Genomic DNA, 17231 nt, shown 5'->3' with positions numbered 1-17231 from the left:
TAATTTGAGCGTATAGCTTTAGTGTTAATGCTAGAGCTTAAAAACAACAGAGCCCATCTCTTTAGGTGGGCTCTGTTGTTTTTAAGCTCTAAGTTTTGTTTCTGATTCGCCTGATTGAGGCTTGTCATGAGAGATAGTGTTCTCAAAATCATTCTTGATTTCCTGAGAAGCATCTTTGAATTCCCGGATACCACGCCCCAGTCCCTTTGCCAGTTCAGGTATGCGTTTAGCTCCAAAGAATAAAAGTATAGCTGCGATGATCAGCACTACTTCCATGCCCCCCAGGCCGCCCAGAAATAATAATATGTTAGTTAGTTGCATAGCCATATAGTTTAAGTGGACAATACAAACGAACCGGAAGCCAATCTGGATTTCCCTTATACTGAATAATTTATGTCCATGTGGAAGTATCGTGTTTAACTGGAAATCCTGCTTTATGCAAAATTTGTGGAGTGAATGAAAAGCAGCGGAATGCAGAAATCTAAAATAGTTTACCTGCAAAGAACCTTATAACATATGATAACAGCTTTTTATTCATGTCATAGTATCAACCCGGGGGGATAGTGAAACTATATCAGTTAACTTTTGGAAGTAATGATGCATCTGTTCACATGCAAACTATATAAGATCATGGTATAGATCTGGCTGTTGCCGAATGTACTAGATCTATAGTTGTCTGGCTTTCATTAATTTGTTAAAAAGTATTATGTTTCATTAATAAAAGCTTAAATAATTCAGTTCCAATATATATTCCTACGTATTAATAAATACAAGTGGAAACATGGAATGAAGCATTTTATTATTTAAAATAAATACCATTTGACCGGTTAGATACTAAATTGTTGTCGGGCTAAAAATTTAATATGATCGGGATAGATTTTCAGGGCGAGACAGAACAAAGTTTAGTAGCTGCACTCCGGCAAGGCAGACAGGAGAAACTAAGTAAACTTTATGATGCATATGCTCCAATACTATTGGGCATGATAACCAGGATTGTGAAGGATAGCGACCTGGCAGAACAGGTATTGCAAGAATCTTTTGTTGCTATCTGGTCGCGCATCGGTAAATATGATGCATCAAAAGAACGCCTTCTTACCTGGGGATTGGCTATTGCTCGTGAAATAGCCCTAACAGCTATTATAACCAACAATAATACCTCAACTGAAATTGCTCCAAATATCCCTGCTGAAACGCCTAAACAGCAACATAAAGTTTTATCTTTGCAAAACGGACATGTAAAGAAGAAAGACCATTGTACACTGGCCCCTCTGGAGAAATCAGTATTGGAACTGCTTCACTTAGAAGGCCGATCGTGTGAGGAAACGGCAAAGGAGCTAAGCCTGACAGTAGCCGAACTAAGAACTGTGTTGAAAAGAGCATTTACTCATTTAAAGGCTGAAAAATCATTATGAATCCTGTTACAGAATTTATAGAGTCCGGTATTCTGGAGCTGTATGTTATGGGAGCAGCCAGCTCTGAAGATGTACTTACAGTAGAGAAAATGGCTGCAATGCATCCGGAAGTAAAAAAGGAACTGGAGCAGATCAGCCTGTCTTTAGAGTCTTATGCCCAATCTCATGCTGTTAAACCACGCGCTTCTGTTAAAGCACTGTTAATGGCAACTATAGATTACCTGGAGCGCATGAAACAGGATGAACTCCCGGAATCTCCCCCTTTATTAACCCCTGACGCTAGTATCAGCGATTATCAAAAATGGTTGGATCATCCAAAGGCTACGCTTCCAGTTGATGCAGAAGGCATCCATGCTCGTATCATTGGTTATACACCTACTGCTACAACAGCTATAGTTTGGGTAAAAGATGTATCTGAGGAGGAAGTACACCACTATGAGCACGAACGTTTCCTAATTGTAGAAGGTACCTGCCAAATGAGAGTAGGAAAGGAATCTTATCCTCTGACACCGGGCAGTTATTTTGCTATACCACTACATGCACCTCACCAGTTAATAGTGACTTCAGATGTCCCCTGCAAAGCCATATTACAGCGCTTAAGCGAAGTGTAAAGTAATTTACTAACAGAAGCAGCCAATATCTTAAGTGTATCGGCTGCTTTTGTTAGTAACTATTCTGAATGGATCATTCCAGTTTATAGTTGTAAACTATATCCTGCTTTAATAAAAAATTACATTATTTATCTAATCCTTTTTTTAATTCTGCGGCCGCAAGCTGCTGGGCTTGCTTTGCCTCTGGCACTACAGTAGCCATACCAAAGAACTCGTGTGTTACACCCTTGTAATTTTGATAAGTCACGGGCACACCATCTGCTTTCAACTTGTCTGCTAGCGTTTTCCCTTCACTCATGAGCGGGTCTATCTCTGCGGTGATAATGGTGGTAGGAGGCATCCCCTTCAGATTTGCCTGCACTAGCGAGATCATCGGATTTTTGCCATCAGCTGGACTTTTCAAGTACTTGTCAAAGAACCAGGCCATCAATGGTTTACTTAGAGGTTTGGCATTGGCATTGGCCTGGTAGGAAGGTGTGTTCATGCTGAAGTCCGCAATGGGATAAACTAGTAACTGGTGTAAAGGTAGTTGTGCTTTTTTATCCCGTGCCATCATGCTTACCGCAGCAGCCAGGTTACCGCCCGCACTTTCCCCGGCAACCGCTATGCGTTTTGGATCTCCTTTGATGGAAGCTGCATTTTTGAGTACCCACTCATAGGCTGCATAAGAGTCATTATGTGCCGTTGGAAATTTGTTTTCCGGTGCCTGCCGGTAAGCGACCGATACCACGACTGCTCCTACTTGTTCTGCCAGCCCTTGCGCAGAAGCACTATAGGTATCCAGATTAGCAATTACCCAGCCACCACCATGGTAGTAAACAATAACCGGAAAAGGGCCAGCACCATTTTTAGGAGTATAAATCCGGGCATAGATTTGTTTGCCCTCACTTACCGGAATCTGTACTCCACTGGTATCTACTTTCGATGGTGGCATAGGAATGTTGTTTTCCTGCATCAGGGTCTTCACGGCATCAGTTGGCGTTGGTGCCTGACGGGCTTGTTGTGGCGTCAGGTCTGTTAGTTTTTTGCCAGCGCTCAAGCTGTCCAACGTTTCCAGCACAGCCTGCATCTGAGGCGTAAGGGAAGCCGGTGCCCAATCAGGTTTAGGGCCCTTGGGTTGTATAGCTTGTGGAGAAGTGCTGACTGTGTCTTCTAGTTGTGTTATATCCTCAGTTGTTGTAGTCTTGTTTGATTCTGTTTCTGAAGAGTTTTTTTTCTTGGGATCACAAGCAGTTATTGTGGTGAAAAGTGCAGCCATCATAACTGCGCTTTGCATAAGTGGAATTAATGTTTGTTTCATAGTTTAAGTTGCTGGATAGTATGCCAGTACGTACGTAATGCAGAGACAAATCGGTTTGAGCTGGCCAGATGCTTATAGGCAGAAAGGCAGAGTTGAACTGTAGCAGGTTATGATTTATTGTCTTTTACACAAAATAAGTACTATCGTTAATCTAATAAATTCATCGTTACGAGATTCTTTTGAGCAGTTAACTGCCAATATTCAAAGATTAAATTAGCACTAGACCCGGTACTGACTGCTGCCCGAACTTAGATACTATCGAGTAGCAAAAGACTATGTTCAGCGGTATGATTGGGATGAAAACCTGATTTATTTATTGTAAAAGCTTTTGCGCATGGGGTATTTCCTAGAGGGACTGAAAACAACTTTAGGAGTTTGCAGTATACCTTCCCCGAATGGTATTTACTTTGATATTAACCAGCAACTGATGGCAGATCTTCATAACTTCCATAATCTTTATGTCCTTAGGCAGCTGGTTGAAAGCTTTTGCCAAGCATATTTTCTTTACCATTTAAAAAGTAAGACGTTTGAGTTACTCAGCTCACGATGTAGCCAGTTAGTAGGACTTCCAATAGAGCAATTAGAGAAATCTCCAGCCTCATTTCTGGAACTGATTCATCCGCAAGACAAGGAATTTATAATATTACAATACCAAAAGCTTATCTCTGGCATATCACAGGAAGAGAAGCTGGATAAAGTTGAGTTCCGGGTAATATACCCCAACCAAAAAAGGGTGCTTTGGCTAGGTTTAGCTGCTGAGCGCATCGATGTAGATGGACAAGCTTACATTGGAGGCTACTTGGAAAATATTACCGATCATAAAGAATATCTGTATAACATTCTCAAGTTCAATGCTAAGAAAAATGCGACTTTAGAAATTCTCTCCCATGACCTAGCAGCGCCATTTGCCAATATTGAGGGCCTAGGAAATTTGCTGGAATATCAGATAGCGGAAGGTCTGATAGAAGATGTGCATAAAACGCTTTCCTATATTAAGGACAACGCCAAACGGGGCTCAGACATGATCCGGGACTTTGTTGATAATGAGTTTTTAGAATCATCTCAAGTGACGCTCAACAAAGAACGTATTGATATTGTATTGCGGATAAAAGTCTTGATGGATAATTACAAACAGCAACAGCACCTAGCTGCAAAGCGGTTTGAGTTGATAGCTCCTTCCAAGCCTATCTTCCTTTATCTTGACGAGATGAAGTTTATGCAAGCTATAAATAACTTGATTTCTAACTCCATTAAGTTTACTTTAGACAACGGCTGCATCAAACTGAAAGTAGATGAAAGGGAGCGAACAGTGCTGTTCACAGTAGAAGATGATGGGGTGGGTATACCAAGCCAAGTACAGCCTTATGTGTTTGATAAATTTACCAAGGCTCGCAGAATTGGTATCAGGGGAGAGAAATCCGTAGGCCTAGGCATGTCTATCATTAAAAACATCGTAGAATGGCACGGAGGAATTATCTGGTTCGAAAGCGAAGAAAATAGAGGCACCAGAGTCTTTATTGAGATTCCGAAAGAAGGACTTCCAGACAGATAACGCTACTTGTAAGGTGCTACAATTCTAAACACTGAAAGGAGGGACAGAAAAATTCGGTAAAGCCAGCTCATTCCCTTTTCCATTCTTTCCCTTAAGAAGCTTTTGCTATTTGTAATATGTGCCCCTTACTTTTAGGTAAGTAAAGTTTTGTCTTGTTTCTAGCTGGATTGGCCAAATAATACGCGGGTTTGAATTTTCATGCAGTAGATTTGATGTTCCCTGTACCAATAAATTTTATAATCCTTATAGACAAGGGGTAATAAAGCTTGACTATGACCCAGCTACCGATCTATTACACGTCAACTACCCGGACCTGCATGGTTATCTTATAGCGGAAGTTAAGTACAACATCGATATTATAGTGGATCAGATCCGAAGCTATACCTGGATCTTAAAAAGCGGTCTGGAGGTACCATTCAAACGATCAATGCAAGCCTAGCGCTCCCTTTCCAGTTAGAATCATTCACTGCTGTAGAAGATGCTAACGATTGGCTTAAGCAAAGTAACACAGCTATAGACTAACCTAGCCTTAAACCAGAAGCTAGTGGGTAAGCTGGTTAGGTAATGTGGTTAGTCAGGTTATTCCCGATAGCTGTACTTCAAACTGCTTTGTGATTTAATGAGAGATACTGTTGAGTATTTGAATCACATCAGTAATCATATTTAGTAGCAATCGTACCCTAAAAGTGCTAAACCTTTAGTCTTTGAATTAACAAAGCGGCATTACCTTTTTAGTCACTCCAGTACTTCTGCATTGCAGAAGAGAAGCTTAACTGCGGATTTTGCTGTAATCTAGAATAGAAGCTGCTGGGACACTAAAAATGAGGTGGATATAGTAGAAGGAGACGCTAAGCTTCCAATTGAATGTCCTCTTTTAACCAAGCCAATGCCAAGGCCTTGCTATCGAAATCTTTAGTAATCAGATCGCCCCTACCTTCGGTACGTCTGTAGATTTGCTCTACAGCAGCCTTGTTAAAGAAATCTTTTGAATGTAACACTGCATTTCTTCGCAGGGCAGAATGATGAAGCCTTGGAAGTACCGTATCTACAAACCAAACTTGGTCTATAGGCCGAATAACTTTCATGTCGCGGTTATCCCCTAACCATCTCACAACAGGCCTGTTTTCTATCAGTTCCAGGCACTTTAAGATGGCTTCCCTAAACTCATCGCTACTCAAAAAGCCTCTCCATATAGCAGTGCCTAACTGCATATCAGGATTATAGGTAATGGTTACAGCATGATTTTGAAAGTATATATCTTCCATTTGTATTCACGATAAACTAACAGAATTTCAAACTTAAGCTCTGTAAGGGCACACTCCAAACTATAACTTCAATTTTTAATCATTTTGTAGGAATTACTTAGATTGGAGGCGCGGGTTTAAAAAAAAATGAATACTATAGTTCAGTGAACATATAGTATATAGGAGAAGCACCAGGTAAGAGAAATTAAAGCATCGTTTAATAATAGAATGCAATTTTTTTATTACTCTGAAAATGATGAACACGTTTATTTATCTTGATAATCGGTTTTAAGTTTAATGTGAATTCAAAGGATAGATTTTCTGAAGTTTATACATTGGGATATAGCTGCTGTTGATGACTGCTTAGTGCTAAGAAAATATTAAGCTCAATGCTCATACTGTTAAACTAAAAAATACCCAAATCTACACCTGCAATTCCAATACCATATTTTGTAGTTGATAATACGCAATGAATATTAGTTTCTGGAAATCCTCATGAGTTAAACATATAAAACAAATAGATACAGCAATGAATGTATCCAGATAAAGCAGGACCAAGTAGCTATAAAATAAGCATGCTACCCAATGTAAATATAGCTGATAAACCATTTGTCTATTTAGTGATTATTAGCAGCTTACAACATTAATATTGAATACATTTCTCTTTAGCCCATTCTGCTTCGATACTCACTGGGGGTGGCGCCCAATAGCTTTTTCACATAGCGGGTAAAAAATGAACGACTACCAAATTCCATTTTGTCGGCGATTTCAGAGATATTGAGCTTTTTGTTTTCTAGCAAGATGATAATGCGCTCCCGGGCAAAGCGTTGGATCCACTGGGAAGCTGTGATACCGGATGAATGCTTACAGATCTGGTTAAGGTATTTGGGGGTAATGTTTAACTGATTGCTGTAAAACTGTACTTCACGCTCGGTCATGCAATGCTCCCCTGCCAGTTGCATAAACCGCTCATACAGGGTTCCGGTTTGCAGGCTGTGCTTCCGTCTTTCATATTCATTGGCAAAGATGTGCCACATCTCCAGAATAAACAGTTGCATCTGCAGGCTCAGGGCTTCGGTGTAAAAGCGATGCTCGGTTTCCAAAAAACGGTCATGTAGCCATTTGAAGTTCAGAAGAATTTTTTGTCTACCATTCTCGCCATGTATCGTTTTTACCGGGTAAACCCTGGAATGCAACAGGGCATTGATGCTCCAGCCCTGGTCAGGAAGATTGTTATTCAGAAAATCTTTCTCCACCAGCAATACCGTAGCTTTAAAATCCTTTGAAAGCTGCAAACCGGAAAGCCTGCTTTCGGCAAACCAAAACAAAAACTCATCCCTTTTACACGCCATCTCCTGGTCGTTGAATACAAACCTGATACTCCCACGGTGACATACTAAATGGGTATGATAATGATCCTGAAAGTGGTCAGGAAGGCCCTTACTATTCGTTACCTCCAATAAAATAACCTTAGGTGCTGCTTTATGCGTCATGATTCAGGGATTCTTTCTATGAAGATAGGTGGTATTTGACATTATTGCCGAATAATGTGTAACAATTAAGAAATGGTTCTGCTCTAACTTTGTAATACTAAGCGATAACACAACATGAAAACAGACGATAAAGATATTTTTGAGCGCCTGAGAGAAGGGGAGACAATTTCTCCAAACGATCCGCAGGGCAGCAGACTGCGTGAAGCATCTTATGCCACGATGCAATTGGTCCAGCAAATGAACAATTCCAGTAACCCCGAAGAAATTCGAAATCTGTTGAGCCGGATCACAGAACGTAAAATCGATGCATCCACAGCCGTGTTTCCGCCCTTGTATATCAACTACGGGAAGAACACCAGCATTGGCAAAAATGTATTCATCAACTTTGGCTGCACTTTCCTGGACCTGGGCGGCATTACCATTGAAGATGATGTGATGCTGGCGCCAGGCGTGAAGCTACTTTCAGAAGGTCATCCGCTCTCCCCGGAAGAGAGGCAGTCGCTTGTACCCAAATCCATCTTCATCAAGAAGAATGCCTGGATTGGTGCTAATGCTACCATTCTGCAAGGGATTACAGTGGGAGAAAATTCGGTGGTAGCGGCCGGGGCCGTTGTATCAAAGGATGTGCCCGCCAATACGGTGGTGGGCGGTATTCCTGCAAAACCTATTAAAACAATTTAGTATGAAACATTTAGTATTCATGATAGCAGCCTTACTCATAAGTGGGCAGGCTTTCAGTCAGAATTCGAAGCAGCAAAGTAAAAATAAGACGAAGGAAAGGGAGCATTATACTTTTGAGTTGAGCGACCAGGTAACACGCAGGCAAGTAACATTCAAAAATAAGTATGGCATAACGGTAGCAGCAGATCTGTACACGCCAAAGAACAGTGGAAATCAGAAGCTGCCAGCCTTGATCGTAAGCGGCCCGTTTGGAGCAGTGAAAGAGCAGTCTTCGGGACTTTACGCAAACGAGTTGGCTGCCAGAGGATTTGTTGCCCTGGCTTTTGATCCTTCCTTCACTGGTGAAAGTGGTGGAGAGGTGCGCAACGTTGCCTCTCCCGAAATTTTTACAGAAGACTTCAGTGCAGCGGTGGACTATATCGGTTTGCTGCCTTCCGTTGACCGTAACCGTATTGGCCTCATGGCAATTTGTGGTTTGAGCGGTATGGCACTCACTGCCGCCACAAGCGATTCGCGTATTAAGGCGGTAGCCACCGCTTCGATGTACGACATGTCCCGCAGCATGAGCCGCGGTCATAAAGACGGTTATACCCTGGAGCAGCGAAAAAAGGTAGTGGATTACCTGAGTCAGCAGCGCTGGGCAGATGCGGAGAACGGAAGCTATGCAGTCGGCTTGCACGAGGTGCCGTTTGACAAGAACGGCAATGTAGTAAAAGGGAATCGCGTACTTCCTGAAACATTGCCTAAGAACCCGGACCCGGTGTTGGCTTCTTTCTTCGATTACTACCGAACACCACGCGGTTTCCACCCAAGGTCCATCAACTCTACCACCGCCTGGACAGCAACAACTCCAATGGCCTTCTTCAGCTTCCCGATGGCGGCAAATATTGACATGATCTCGCCCCGCCCGGTTATGCTGATTGCCGGAGAAAAGGCGCACTCTCGTTATTACTCAGAGGATGTGTATAAAATGGCTTCCGAGCCGAAGGAACTGGTGATCGTTCCTAATGCAGACCACGTCGATCTGTATGACAAAAAAGATTTGATCCCATTTGATAGATTAGAAGCCTTCTTTAATAAGAGCTTTCAGGAGGTAAAATAATTTTAATAAAAGCAATCCAGAATAAAAGCATTCCAGCAAAAGACGGGCTGCGTGAAAGGTAAGTTTAGGTGAATCCGTTTTAAAGTAAAGGTATAGGTTGATCAAATATTTTATATATTTAATGTATGCTATACTTTTCTCGTTTACTTAAGAGATCGCCCCTTTATCTTTTGTTGCTAAGCCTGATGTTTAGCGGGTGCAGCAAACATGGCTATGTTAAGTTAGATTACCCATTACCGCCCCAAGTATACCTGCCAGACGACGTCCAAACGATCGCGCTAGTGAACAGGTCGCTCACAAGGCCAGAGAATAAGCAGGGGAAGGTGTTAGAGGCCATTGTGACAGGAGAGGTTTTAGGTTCAGACCATTTGGCTTCCGACGAGTGTTTGAAAGGCGTAATTGATAGGATCAATGGACACAGGAGCATACAAGTGGTGATCCCACAGCGAACCAGGCTATACGGAACAGGTACTCGCCAGACGCCTGAGCTGCTCGATTGGGAATTTGTAAAAACCATTTGTGATGCCAGCAACGCGGACGCTTTACTCGTGCTTGAGACATTCGATTCCAACTCTGATGTGTTGTTATCAACGGTTACCAACGGTGTCACCGCAGCACTGGGTAATAAGGCCCCCATACCTGGCACCCCCAGCCAGATCAGGGTAAATGTACATGCTTTCTGGCGGTTGTATGACCCTGCCTCCAGGACCATACTTGATCAGCACCAGGCAAAGAGCTTTCTGACCTTTAATGGAGCAACAGGCAGTACTCTGACGTTACCGCCACCTGAGGCCCTGCCCAATACCGCATACGAGGCTGGGCGTACCTACATCGAGCGTTTTCTCCCAGGCTATTATACTGTTGAGAGAAAGCTTTACAAAAAAGGGAAAGGATCCAGTAAACATACCTTTAAGGCTGCGTTCAGGAGCTCTGAAGTCGCTAATTGGCAAGGCGCTATAAATAGCTGGACTGCCTTATTGAGTAAGGTAAGTCGCAAAAACGCCGGGATGGCTAGCCTCAACATTGCTGTTGCACACGAAGTACTGGGTAATACTGACCAAGCCTTGGAGTGGGCTAAAAAATCATACGAAGTGTATGGCAATAAGCTCGGGAGAGACTACGCCAAGATATTACTTCATAGGAAAAGCCTGGAATAAATTCATCAGGAAAAGAGGTGCTGGAGGTTGCTGCATTTAGCGATGAGATAGGGTAGATCGGCTAGAAAGTAAGTTAAAATCGTAATAATAGCAAAATCAGATAATACGTATTGGCCTGCGGGGAGCAAGCAGAAAGTTTAGAATTGCTTACAAACAACCGTCATCTTTTTCTTTTAATAGAGTTTAACTGCACTTAAGGGAATGCGCTTCTAGCCCGTTGTAAGGTCATAATGATATAGAATATAATAAAGGCGATTTCGAAAGCTGGACTTGTTATCTGAAAAGTTCGATAAGTCTCCCCTTCGGTTAAAATTTCGAACCAAAAAAGCCGCTCCATTTAAAGTGATGCGGCTTTTATACTATGGTAGACCAAAGGATTGAATTATCGAACCATTTCCACCAGGACATGGCTGTTTTAGGAGCCTTGGATATGGTCTATTCTTCCTCTTAATAGGGCTTTTCATGATATTTACCTTTGTAGGAAGTGTAAAAAGTTATTCACTTAGTCAGTTTTAAACCCATTACCGAGTAGCTACTGGCAAAGGCTTTTTATTGTAAAATACTAGCGTAGTAGCCTTTGCTGGAATTTATACTTTGGTGATCTTCCAGTTACCCTGCCGGAAGAACCACCAGCTTACCAGCGCATGCAAAGAGTGGCAGAAAGCAATAGCTATAAAAATACCAGTTGCTTCCATGTTAAGCAGTATCGCTAATGTATAGGCCGTCGGTATTTCAATTAGCCACAGCACACCAATGTTGATCAGGGCAGGAGTACGCGTGTCGCCGGCACCGTTAAATGCCTGCACCATCACCATCCCAAGTCCGAAAAAGATGTACCCAAGGGTGATGATCTTTAAAGCTTCCGAAGAAATGGAAATGACAACTGCATCGTCTGAAAAGAAAGCAGAAAGTTGCTTGCCAAAGAGTAGAAAGGCCACCATAATTATAGCCATAAAAATTACATTATACCTGGCTGTTAACCACACTGCCACTTCGGCTCGCTTTGCTTTTTGGGCCCCCAAGTTTTGCCCTACCAACGTAGCTGCTGCTGACGATAATCCCCAGGCTGGCAATAGTGTAAAAATGATGATCCGGAAAGCAATGGTGTACCCTGCCAGCGCCTGACTGCCAAACTCTGCGATTATGCGGGTTAAGAAAATCCAGCTGGCCGAGTCAATCAGGTATTGCCCGATTCCGCCGGAAGATAACTTAAGGATTTTGATGATCACACGTACCCGAACTACCAGGTTTTCGCGCAGTATCTTTAGCGAATGTTTGCCATTGAACAAATGATAAAGCTGGTAAAGCACGCCGATACTTCTGCCTATCGTAGTGGCCCAGGCTGCACCATCCAGGCCTAGTCCGGGGACTGGTCCTAGACCAAAGATAAGCAGCGGATCAAGTACAATATTGAAAGCGTTGGCTATCCAGAGCGCGCGCATAGCCAGGTGCGGCAATCCGGCACCCCTGAACGCCCCGTTAATTAAGAAAAGCAGGATAATGGCAAAGTTACCAGCAAAGATGATTCGTGCATAGTTAGCCCCTGTAGCTATTACTTCAGCTGATGCTCCCATCAGGGATAGGATCTCAGTTGTAAAATATAAGGCAGTGCCACCCAGAAGGACTGCGAGTCCGGTACCGGTAATTAGCAGCTGGAACGTAATACTACCTGCTTTTCGGTAATTCTTTTCCCCGAAGCGCCTCGATACCATAGCTGTAGCTGCAATGCTTATACCCATGCCTACCGCGTAGATCAGCATCATGATTGATTCGGTAAGACCTACTGTCGCCAGCGCATCAGACCCGAGCCGACCAACAAAAAAAATATCAACTACAGCAAACAGGGACTCCATCAGCATTTCCAGGATCATCGGAATAGCCAGTAAAACGATACTGCGCCTGATGCCAAGGGTCGTGTAGTCATACTCCTTGCCTTTAATCGCAGACCATACCAGATACAGGTATTCGTTTAGCTTATTTGCAGACATATACAGTAGTCATGAGATAATTACTTGTAGCTGAAAACGAACTAAATGATATCAGGTATAAATATTCTGATTTTTATGATAATAAATTGTTAAGGTTGATTGTACATGGGGAAGAGCAGTTATCCAGACAAAGAAGTATCAAGGTAGACTGCTACTCATCTTTTAACTCTATCCAAACCGGGGCATGATCGCTGGTCTTTTCCCATGCGCGCACATACTTGTCTACTCCGGCTGCAGTTAGCCTGCTTTCCAGGTGCGGGCTGAGTAGAAAATGATCGATGCGCAGTCCAGCATTTCGGCTAAAGGAGCCGCGGAAGTAGTCCCAGAAAGTATAAATCGTTTCGTTAGGGTATAGTTTACGGATAGCATCTATCCAACCCTGCTCTGTAAGAGAACGAAAGGCTGATCGAACTTCGGGTCTGAAGAGCGCATCTTCAAGCCAGCGCTCCGGCTTGTATACATCTACTTCGTCTGGTATAATGTTAAAGTCTCCTGTAAGTACAACAGGCTTATCTAGTTTAAGCAGCGTATCAGTATAAGCTTTAAATCGCTCTAGCCAGCGTAGCTTGTAGTCAAACTTGGTGCCGGGCGCAGGATTGCCGTTGGGTAGGTATAGGCAACCAATTAGTACACCATTAATTTCTGTTTGTATGTAGCGGCTCTGTGCATCTTCCGGGTCACCTGGAAGTGAAACTGCAAGTTCATGAACTGCCATGTTTCGGGTAAGTATAGCCACTCCATTCCAGCTTTTTTGCCCATGCCAGACCGACTGGTAACCTGCTTCAGCTATTGCTGCTTCTGGAAATTTTTCCTGCGGAGCTTTTAATTCCTGCAGACAAACTATATCCGGTGCCGAAGTACTAAGCCATTTAAGTAAAACAGGTAACCGTGCATTTATACCATTAACGTTATAGGTAGCAATCTTCATGAAATTTCAAGTTGAGTAAAAACTTTAGTACATATCATTAGAGCTTCTAACTGCTCAATCCTTACCAGTACGTTGCTCTAGGTTCAATTGATAATTTCTGTAGCACATACAACTGTAGGTAATAGCTTGCTAAACTATAGGTAGTACGTAGGCCTTATGGGAAGCTCTAAAAGGAGATGTCAGGAGCAGCTATTGCAGGAATAAAGAGAACCCACACTGGCGCTGTTTTCAGTGAAGAAAATGTCAGCCTGTGGGCTTACTTCTCCTGAATTCATCAAGTGGCTACAGAATGACAGGTAGAGTGGTACCAGACTCATTCATATATGGCATAGCTGCCAACTGGTTTACTGGACTAGGAAAGGCTTCGTGATTGGTGATGTGTTGAAGGGCGAAACCCTATTGCTACGAAGCTATAATTCAACAGTAGCAACAAGAAAGATAAATCTGGTTCTTCAGAAAAAGAAATAGAATTAAATCAGAGATATTTGAAAAGTGTGAGACTATCTACTTCATAAATAGTTCAATATGTCTAACTGAAGGGGAAGTTGGAGAACCAAAAAAAGCCACTCCCCATCACTTGAAGCGGCTTTTTTATAGTAGTAGACCTAAGGATAGAATTATCGAACCATTTCTACCTTGACACAACTATTTTGATCTAAGCTATGGAGGTGTAGGGTAGAGCTCAGGAAAGTGAACTTAAAAACCAAGGAATTAATTTTACCTGTTCAGGAACCTGTAAAAAATCACGCCGCCCACTGTGTAAAGTAATGCGTCAACCCAATCTGCAGTGTAGCGGGGCATGAACTTGGGGAAGAAAACCTCAAAAGCAAGCGAAAAATATAGCACTGTAAAAGCGACGTGGTACCAGGAAAGGCGCAGGTGAGGCTTATAAAAGAACCGTAGCACAAATAAGGTGAGCGTGAGAACCAGTGGTAGGCAAAGCAAATCATCTAAGTAATATTGCATCCATGCAGGTCTTGGTAATGCCAGATACCACCATCCCCAATGCCCCAGATATACCGCTGCCAGCACCCAGAACTGCAGACTGAGGGTACTCCAGCTTACCCGGCTAACAACGCGATGAGCCATAAGAAAAGAGAAACGAGCGATACAAACGCGATTTGAAAACCCAGCCCGATTCGCTTGTAAAATCTGGTAAACCACGGATCGTTAGGGTTAACCTTGATGAAGTCTACCGAGAACCGTTGATTCTCTTCTTGCTTTCGTTTCTGCTGGGCTTGCTGTCGGGCAACAGTTGTAGGGTCAAGTATACCTTGGCAATACTGACAGCGGTCTGCGGGATTTTGAGTCCAACGGGACCATTGGCCGCAGTGAGGGCACTTTTTGCTGGCGTTCATATTATTAAATAAAACCCACTACAGCAGCAAACTGCTGAAATAGGTAAGGTACTATGGACTAATTTAGACTCACTTAAGAAATTTTATTTGTCTAGCTCGTGCGAGCTAATGCAAAGATAATTACTTTTTTTGTAATTTAGCTCCAAAGAGCTAGAATGAAGGAAAAAATAGTAAGCCAGGCAGTTGAAATCTTTAACCAGAAGGGCATCATTAAAACTACGCTCCGTGATATTGCCAAGCAATTAGCGATCAGCGATGGTCACCTGCGATATTACTTTAAAACAAAGGAAGAACTGGTGCTTACTATCTTTTCAGAAATGGAGCAGGAGATAACTTCCTACGCAACCGGCTCCGTAGCTGAGGTTATAAACGCCCAGGCACTGATAATGCCCTTGACACACATTTACAAAGTCATGTACCGGTACATGTTCTTTTTTATTGAATCTACAACTATACTAGAATCATACCCTAAGGTATACGCGGCTTATGAGCACCTATTCCTGAGTAGGAGGGAAATGTTCTTAGCCATTTTCGAAATGTATAAAAGGAATGGGGTTTTTGTAGCCAAGGTGGAAGGCTATTTGTTTCCGCTATTGTTTGAGCAGGTGTTCATTATCTCAGACAGTTGGGTAAGATATGCAAGATTACCGAAGTACAGACACTTAAGTCCAGAAGCGCATGTGCGGCATTATGTGGCAGTGACTGTGGCGTTGCTTCTTCCATACTTTCATATCCAATTGAAAAACGAAATTACAGATTGGCTTAAGAAAATTGATTAAATCCAAAAAATAAATGAGCATACGAGGCGTGTATACTGAGATAAACAATTCACCCTTATCCGCCAAACATATGAGCGCTTGCTAAAAGACGATATTAAGTATCGTTTTGTAATAGATATGGCTTCTTTAATGCCATAGATTCTGAGGAAAGTTCGATAAGTCTCCCCCTTCGGTTAAAATCATCGAAATACAAAGCCGCTCCATTTGATTTGGAGCGGCTTTTGTTTTAGTAGACCAAAGGATGGAATTATCGAACCTTTTCCACAGAGATTTGACTTCTCTTGAGGACTATCTTCTTCCTGAGAGGGCCGTAGAATAGGCCTCTCGTAACCCAGCATTGTTGAAACAACTGCTCTTACCGGACCAGCTTTATTTAACCTGGCGTTTATGGAAAGAATGCCCCTACACTTTAACCACCTATTCTTTCCTGTACTAATCTCAGGTTTGCCACCGCTCGCCCTTCTATTGAGCCGTCTCTCCTTTTTTGCTTTCCTTTCAGGTGCACTTATCCATTCAGGTGCACTTAGTTGTATACTTGTCTTATAACTAAGAAAAGCAAAACAAGCGCCTAAACACACCTAATCATTAGCCACATAATAGTTAGGCTAGATCATTAACTATTATAGAAAATAGGTTATATTAGATTTCCTGAAAGTTATAATGTAGGCCTTAGAAGGTTTATACATTTACTGAATAAGACTCATACGCTGATTTTCACAATTCACAAATAATTATAAAATGAATAAACTAATTTTCCTTGCTTTGATTAGTACAACTTTTATTTACATCTCTGGCTGTGGTAGTAAAGAAATACACAAGGAATCGAAAATTACCTCCCTTAAACATTCCAACAATCCTGATTCAGTACCAACAAATGTAGCAGAACAGAGCCCTCGCGAATTCATGCTTGACAGCGATAGTGAGGATGTTATTTCACTTGAAATAATTCCTTTTATACCTGAATCCTACAAAGTCTTCAACTTTGTTAAAGGAGACTTGAACGGCGATGCATTGGAAGATTACATAATCTCTTTGGTTAATCCGAAGTATTTAGATGAAGAGCTTGAAGAGTACAGTGAGAATACAAAGTTGCCAACTTTATTCTTGTTAAGACAGCGCAATGGCCACCTGCAGTTGAAGCATAAGACTAACGAGTTTTTTGGGCTTGAAAATGTTGATAATAGCATTACCTCCTCAGCAGAAATATTGATAGATGGAAACGGCTTAGGCTTTACAGTCACCTATCACTCACAAGGCTATTCTGCATCTGGAGTTTGGTCAGAGGATAAACTACACTTTACCTTTAGCAAGAAGATTGGGGACTGGGTACTTGATACAGTAACTGTAGGTAGTGGAGCAAACTCTCCTTCTTACCAATGGGAACGATCATATATTGACAAAGCAGAAGAAATAGGGGATACCGTTTTCCTAAAATATGTGGAAGAGAATGGATTCCCATATGATGAAGAAGTGCTGGAGCGTTTTATAGTCAAGGATTCAGTATATAAAGGAGAGCCTTCCTCTGATGGAGATGGTAGCTATGATGTATATACAAAGAGACATTTTGGGTTTATCACCCTCTCAAAATTCAAAGGCACAGGTGAACTCAAAGGTATCGACTGGTAG

15 protein-coding genes are annotated in these 17231 nt (G+C 42.3%); 8 read left to right on the top strand and 7 right to left on the bottom strand.

Features of this window, described 5'->3' with window-relative positions; all coding sequences use genetic code 11:
• Window positions 1–81 precede the first annotated feature (81 nt).
• Window positions 82–321, bottom strand: a complete 240-nt coding sequence (locus KYK27_RS08045) for a twin-arginine translocase TatA/TatE family subunit (protein WP_199109523.1) — start codon at window positions 319–321, stop codon at window positions 82–84.
• Between the two features lie 542 nt (window positions 322–863).
• Here KYK27_RS08045 and KYK27_RS08040 point away from each other — a divergent pair.
• Complete coding sequence (locus KYK27_RS08040) at window positions 864–1412, top strand: RNA polymerase sigma factor (RefSeq protein ID WP_199109522.1); 549 nt, start codon at window positions 864–866, stop codon at window positions 1410–1412.
• Window positions 1409–2023, top strand: coding sequence for a cupin domain-containing protein (locus KYK27_RS08035; protein ID WP_199109521.1), 615 nt, complete (start codon window positions 1409–1411; stop codon window positions 2021–2023). The genes KYK27_RS08040 and KYK27_RS08035 overlap by 4 nt, the downstream gene beginning before the upstream one ends.
• Window positions 2024–2147: 124 nt before the next feature.
• Here KYK27_RS08035 and KYK27_RS08030 read toward each other — a convergent pair whose 3' ends face one another.
• Complete coding sequence (locus KYK27_RS08030; RefSeq protein WP_233150336.1) at window positions 2148–3323, bottom strand: alpha/beta hydrolase; 1176 nt, start codon at window positions 3321–3323, stop codon at window positions 2148–2150.
• A 334-nt stretch (window positions 3324–3657) separates the two neighbouring features.
• On the opposite strand from KYK27_RS08030, the gene KYK27_RS08025 reads away from it, so the two are divergent.
• Window positions 3658–4875 carry a sensor histidine kinase gene (locus KYK27_RS08025; RefSeq protein ID WP_199109520.1) on the top strand — a complete coding sequence of 406 codons (1218 nt, stop codon included), beginning with the start codon at window positions 3658–3660 and terminating at the stop codon, window positions 4873–4875.
• Between the two features lie 848 nt (window positions 4876–5723).
• Here KYK27_RS08025 and KYK27_RS08020 read toward each other — a convergent pair.
• Window positions 5724–6140: a hypothetical protein gene (locus KYK27_RS08020; protein WP_199109519.1), complete on the bottom strand. Its 417-nt coding sequence runs from the start codon at window positions 6138–6140 to the stop codon at window positions 5724–5726.
• Window positions 6141–6784: 644 nt separating this feature from the next.
• The gene (locus KYK27_RS08015; protein ID WP_199109518.1) at window positions 6785–7612 is read right to left on the bottom strand and encodes a helix-turn-helix domain-containing protein; all 828 of its coding nucleotides are present in this window, start codon (window positions 7610–7612) and stop codon (window positions 6785–6787) included.
• 114 nt (window positions 7613–7726) lie between these two features.
• Between KYK27_RS08015 and KYK27_RS08010 the strand changes: the two genes are divergently transcribed.
• From KYK27_RS08010 to KYK27_RS08000, 3 genes are all read left to right on the top strand, one after another.
• Entirely contained in the window at window positions 7727–8293 is a 567-nt protein-coding gene (locus KYK27_RS08010) for a sugar O-acetyltransferase (RefSeq protein ID WP_199109517.1), read from the top strand.
• A 1-nt stretch (window position 8294) separates the two neighbouring features.
• Window positions 8295–9395, top strand: coding sequence for an alpha/beta hydrolase (locus tag KYK27_RS08005; RefSeq protein ID WP_199109516.1), 1101 nt, complete (start codon window positions 8295–8297; stop codon window positions 9393–9395).
• Window positions 9396–9580: 185 nt separating this feature from the next.
• Window positions 9581–10552, top strand: coding sequence for a DUF6340 family protein (locus KYK27_RS08000; RefSeq protein WP_199109515.1), 972 nt, complete (start codon window positions 9581–9583; stop codon window positions 10550–10552).
• Window positions 10553–11139: 587 nt separating this feature from the next.
• Here the strand turns inward: KYK27_RS08000 and KYK27_RS07995 are convergent.
• From KYK27_RS07995 to KYK27_RS07985, 3 genes are all read right to left on the bottom strand, one after another.
• On the bottom strand, window positions 11140–12540 hold the full coding sequence (locus KYK27_RS07995; protein WP_199109514.1) for an MATE family efflux transporter: 1401 nt from the start codon (window positions 12538–12540) through the stop codon (window positions 11140–11142).
• A gap of 151 nt (window positions 12541–12691) precedes the next feature.
• Window positions 12692–13468, bottom strand: coding sequence for an exodeoxyribonuclease III (gene xth / locus KYK27_RS07990; RefSeq protein ID WP_199109513.1), 777 nt, complete (start codon window positions 13466–13468; stop codon window positions 12692–12694).
• 717 nt (window positions 13469–14185) lie between these two features.
• Window positions 14186–14557, bottom strand: a complete 372-nt coding sequence (locus KYK27_RS07985) for a hypothetical protein (protein ID WP_199109512.1) — start codon at window positions 14555–14557, stop codon at window positions 14186–14188.
• 424 nt (window positions 14558–14981) lie between these two features.
• Between KYK27_RS07985 and KYK27_RS07980 the strand changes: the two genes are divergently transcribed.
• Both KYK27_RS07980 and KYK27_RS07975 read left to right on the top strand, forming a co-directional pair.
• On the top strand, window positions 14982–15605 hold the full coding sequence (locus KYK27_RS07980; protein WP_199109511.1) for a TetR/AcrR family transcriptional regulator: 624 nt from the start codon (window positions 14982–14984) through the stop codon (window positions 15603–15605).
• 738 nt (window positions 15606–16343) lie between these two features.
• Window positions 16344–17231 carry a hypothetical protein gene (locus KYK27_RS07975; RefSeq protein ID WP_199109510.1) on the top strand — a complete coding sequence of 296 codons (888 nt, stop codon included), beginning with the start codon at window positions 16344–16346 and terminating at the stop codon, window positions 17229–17231.

Source organism: Pontibacter populi (genome assembly GCF_019336435.1).
Lineage (GTDB): Bacteria > Bacteroidota > Bacteroidia > Cytophagales > Hymenobacteraceae > Pontibacter > Pontibacter humidus.
The sequence above is the reverse complement of the archived record's forward strand: the minus strand, read 5'-3'. Positions and strand labels throughout refer to the sequence as shown.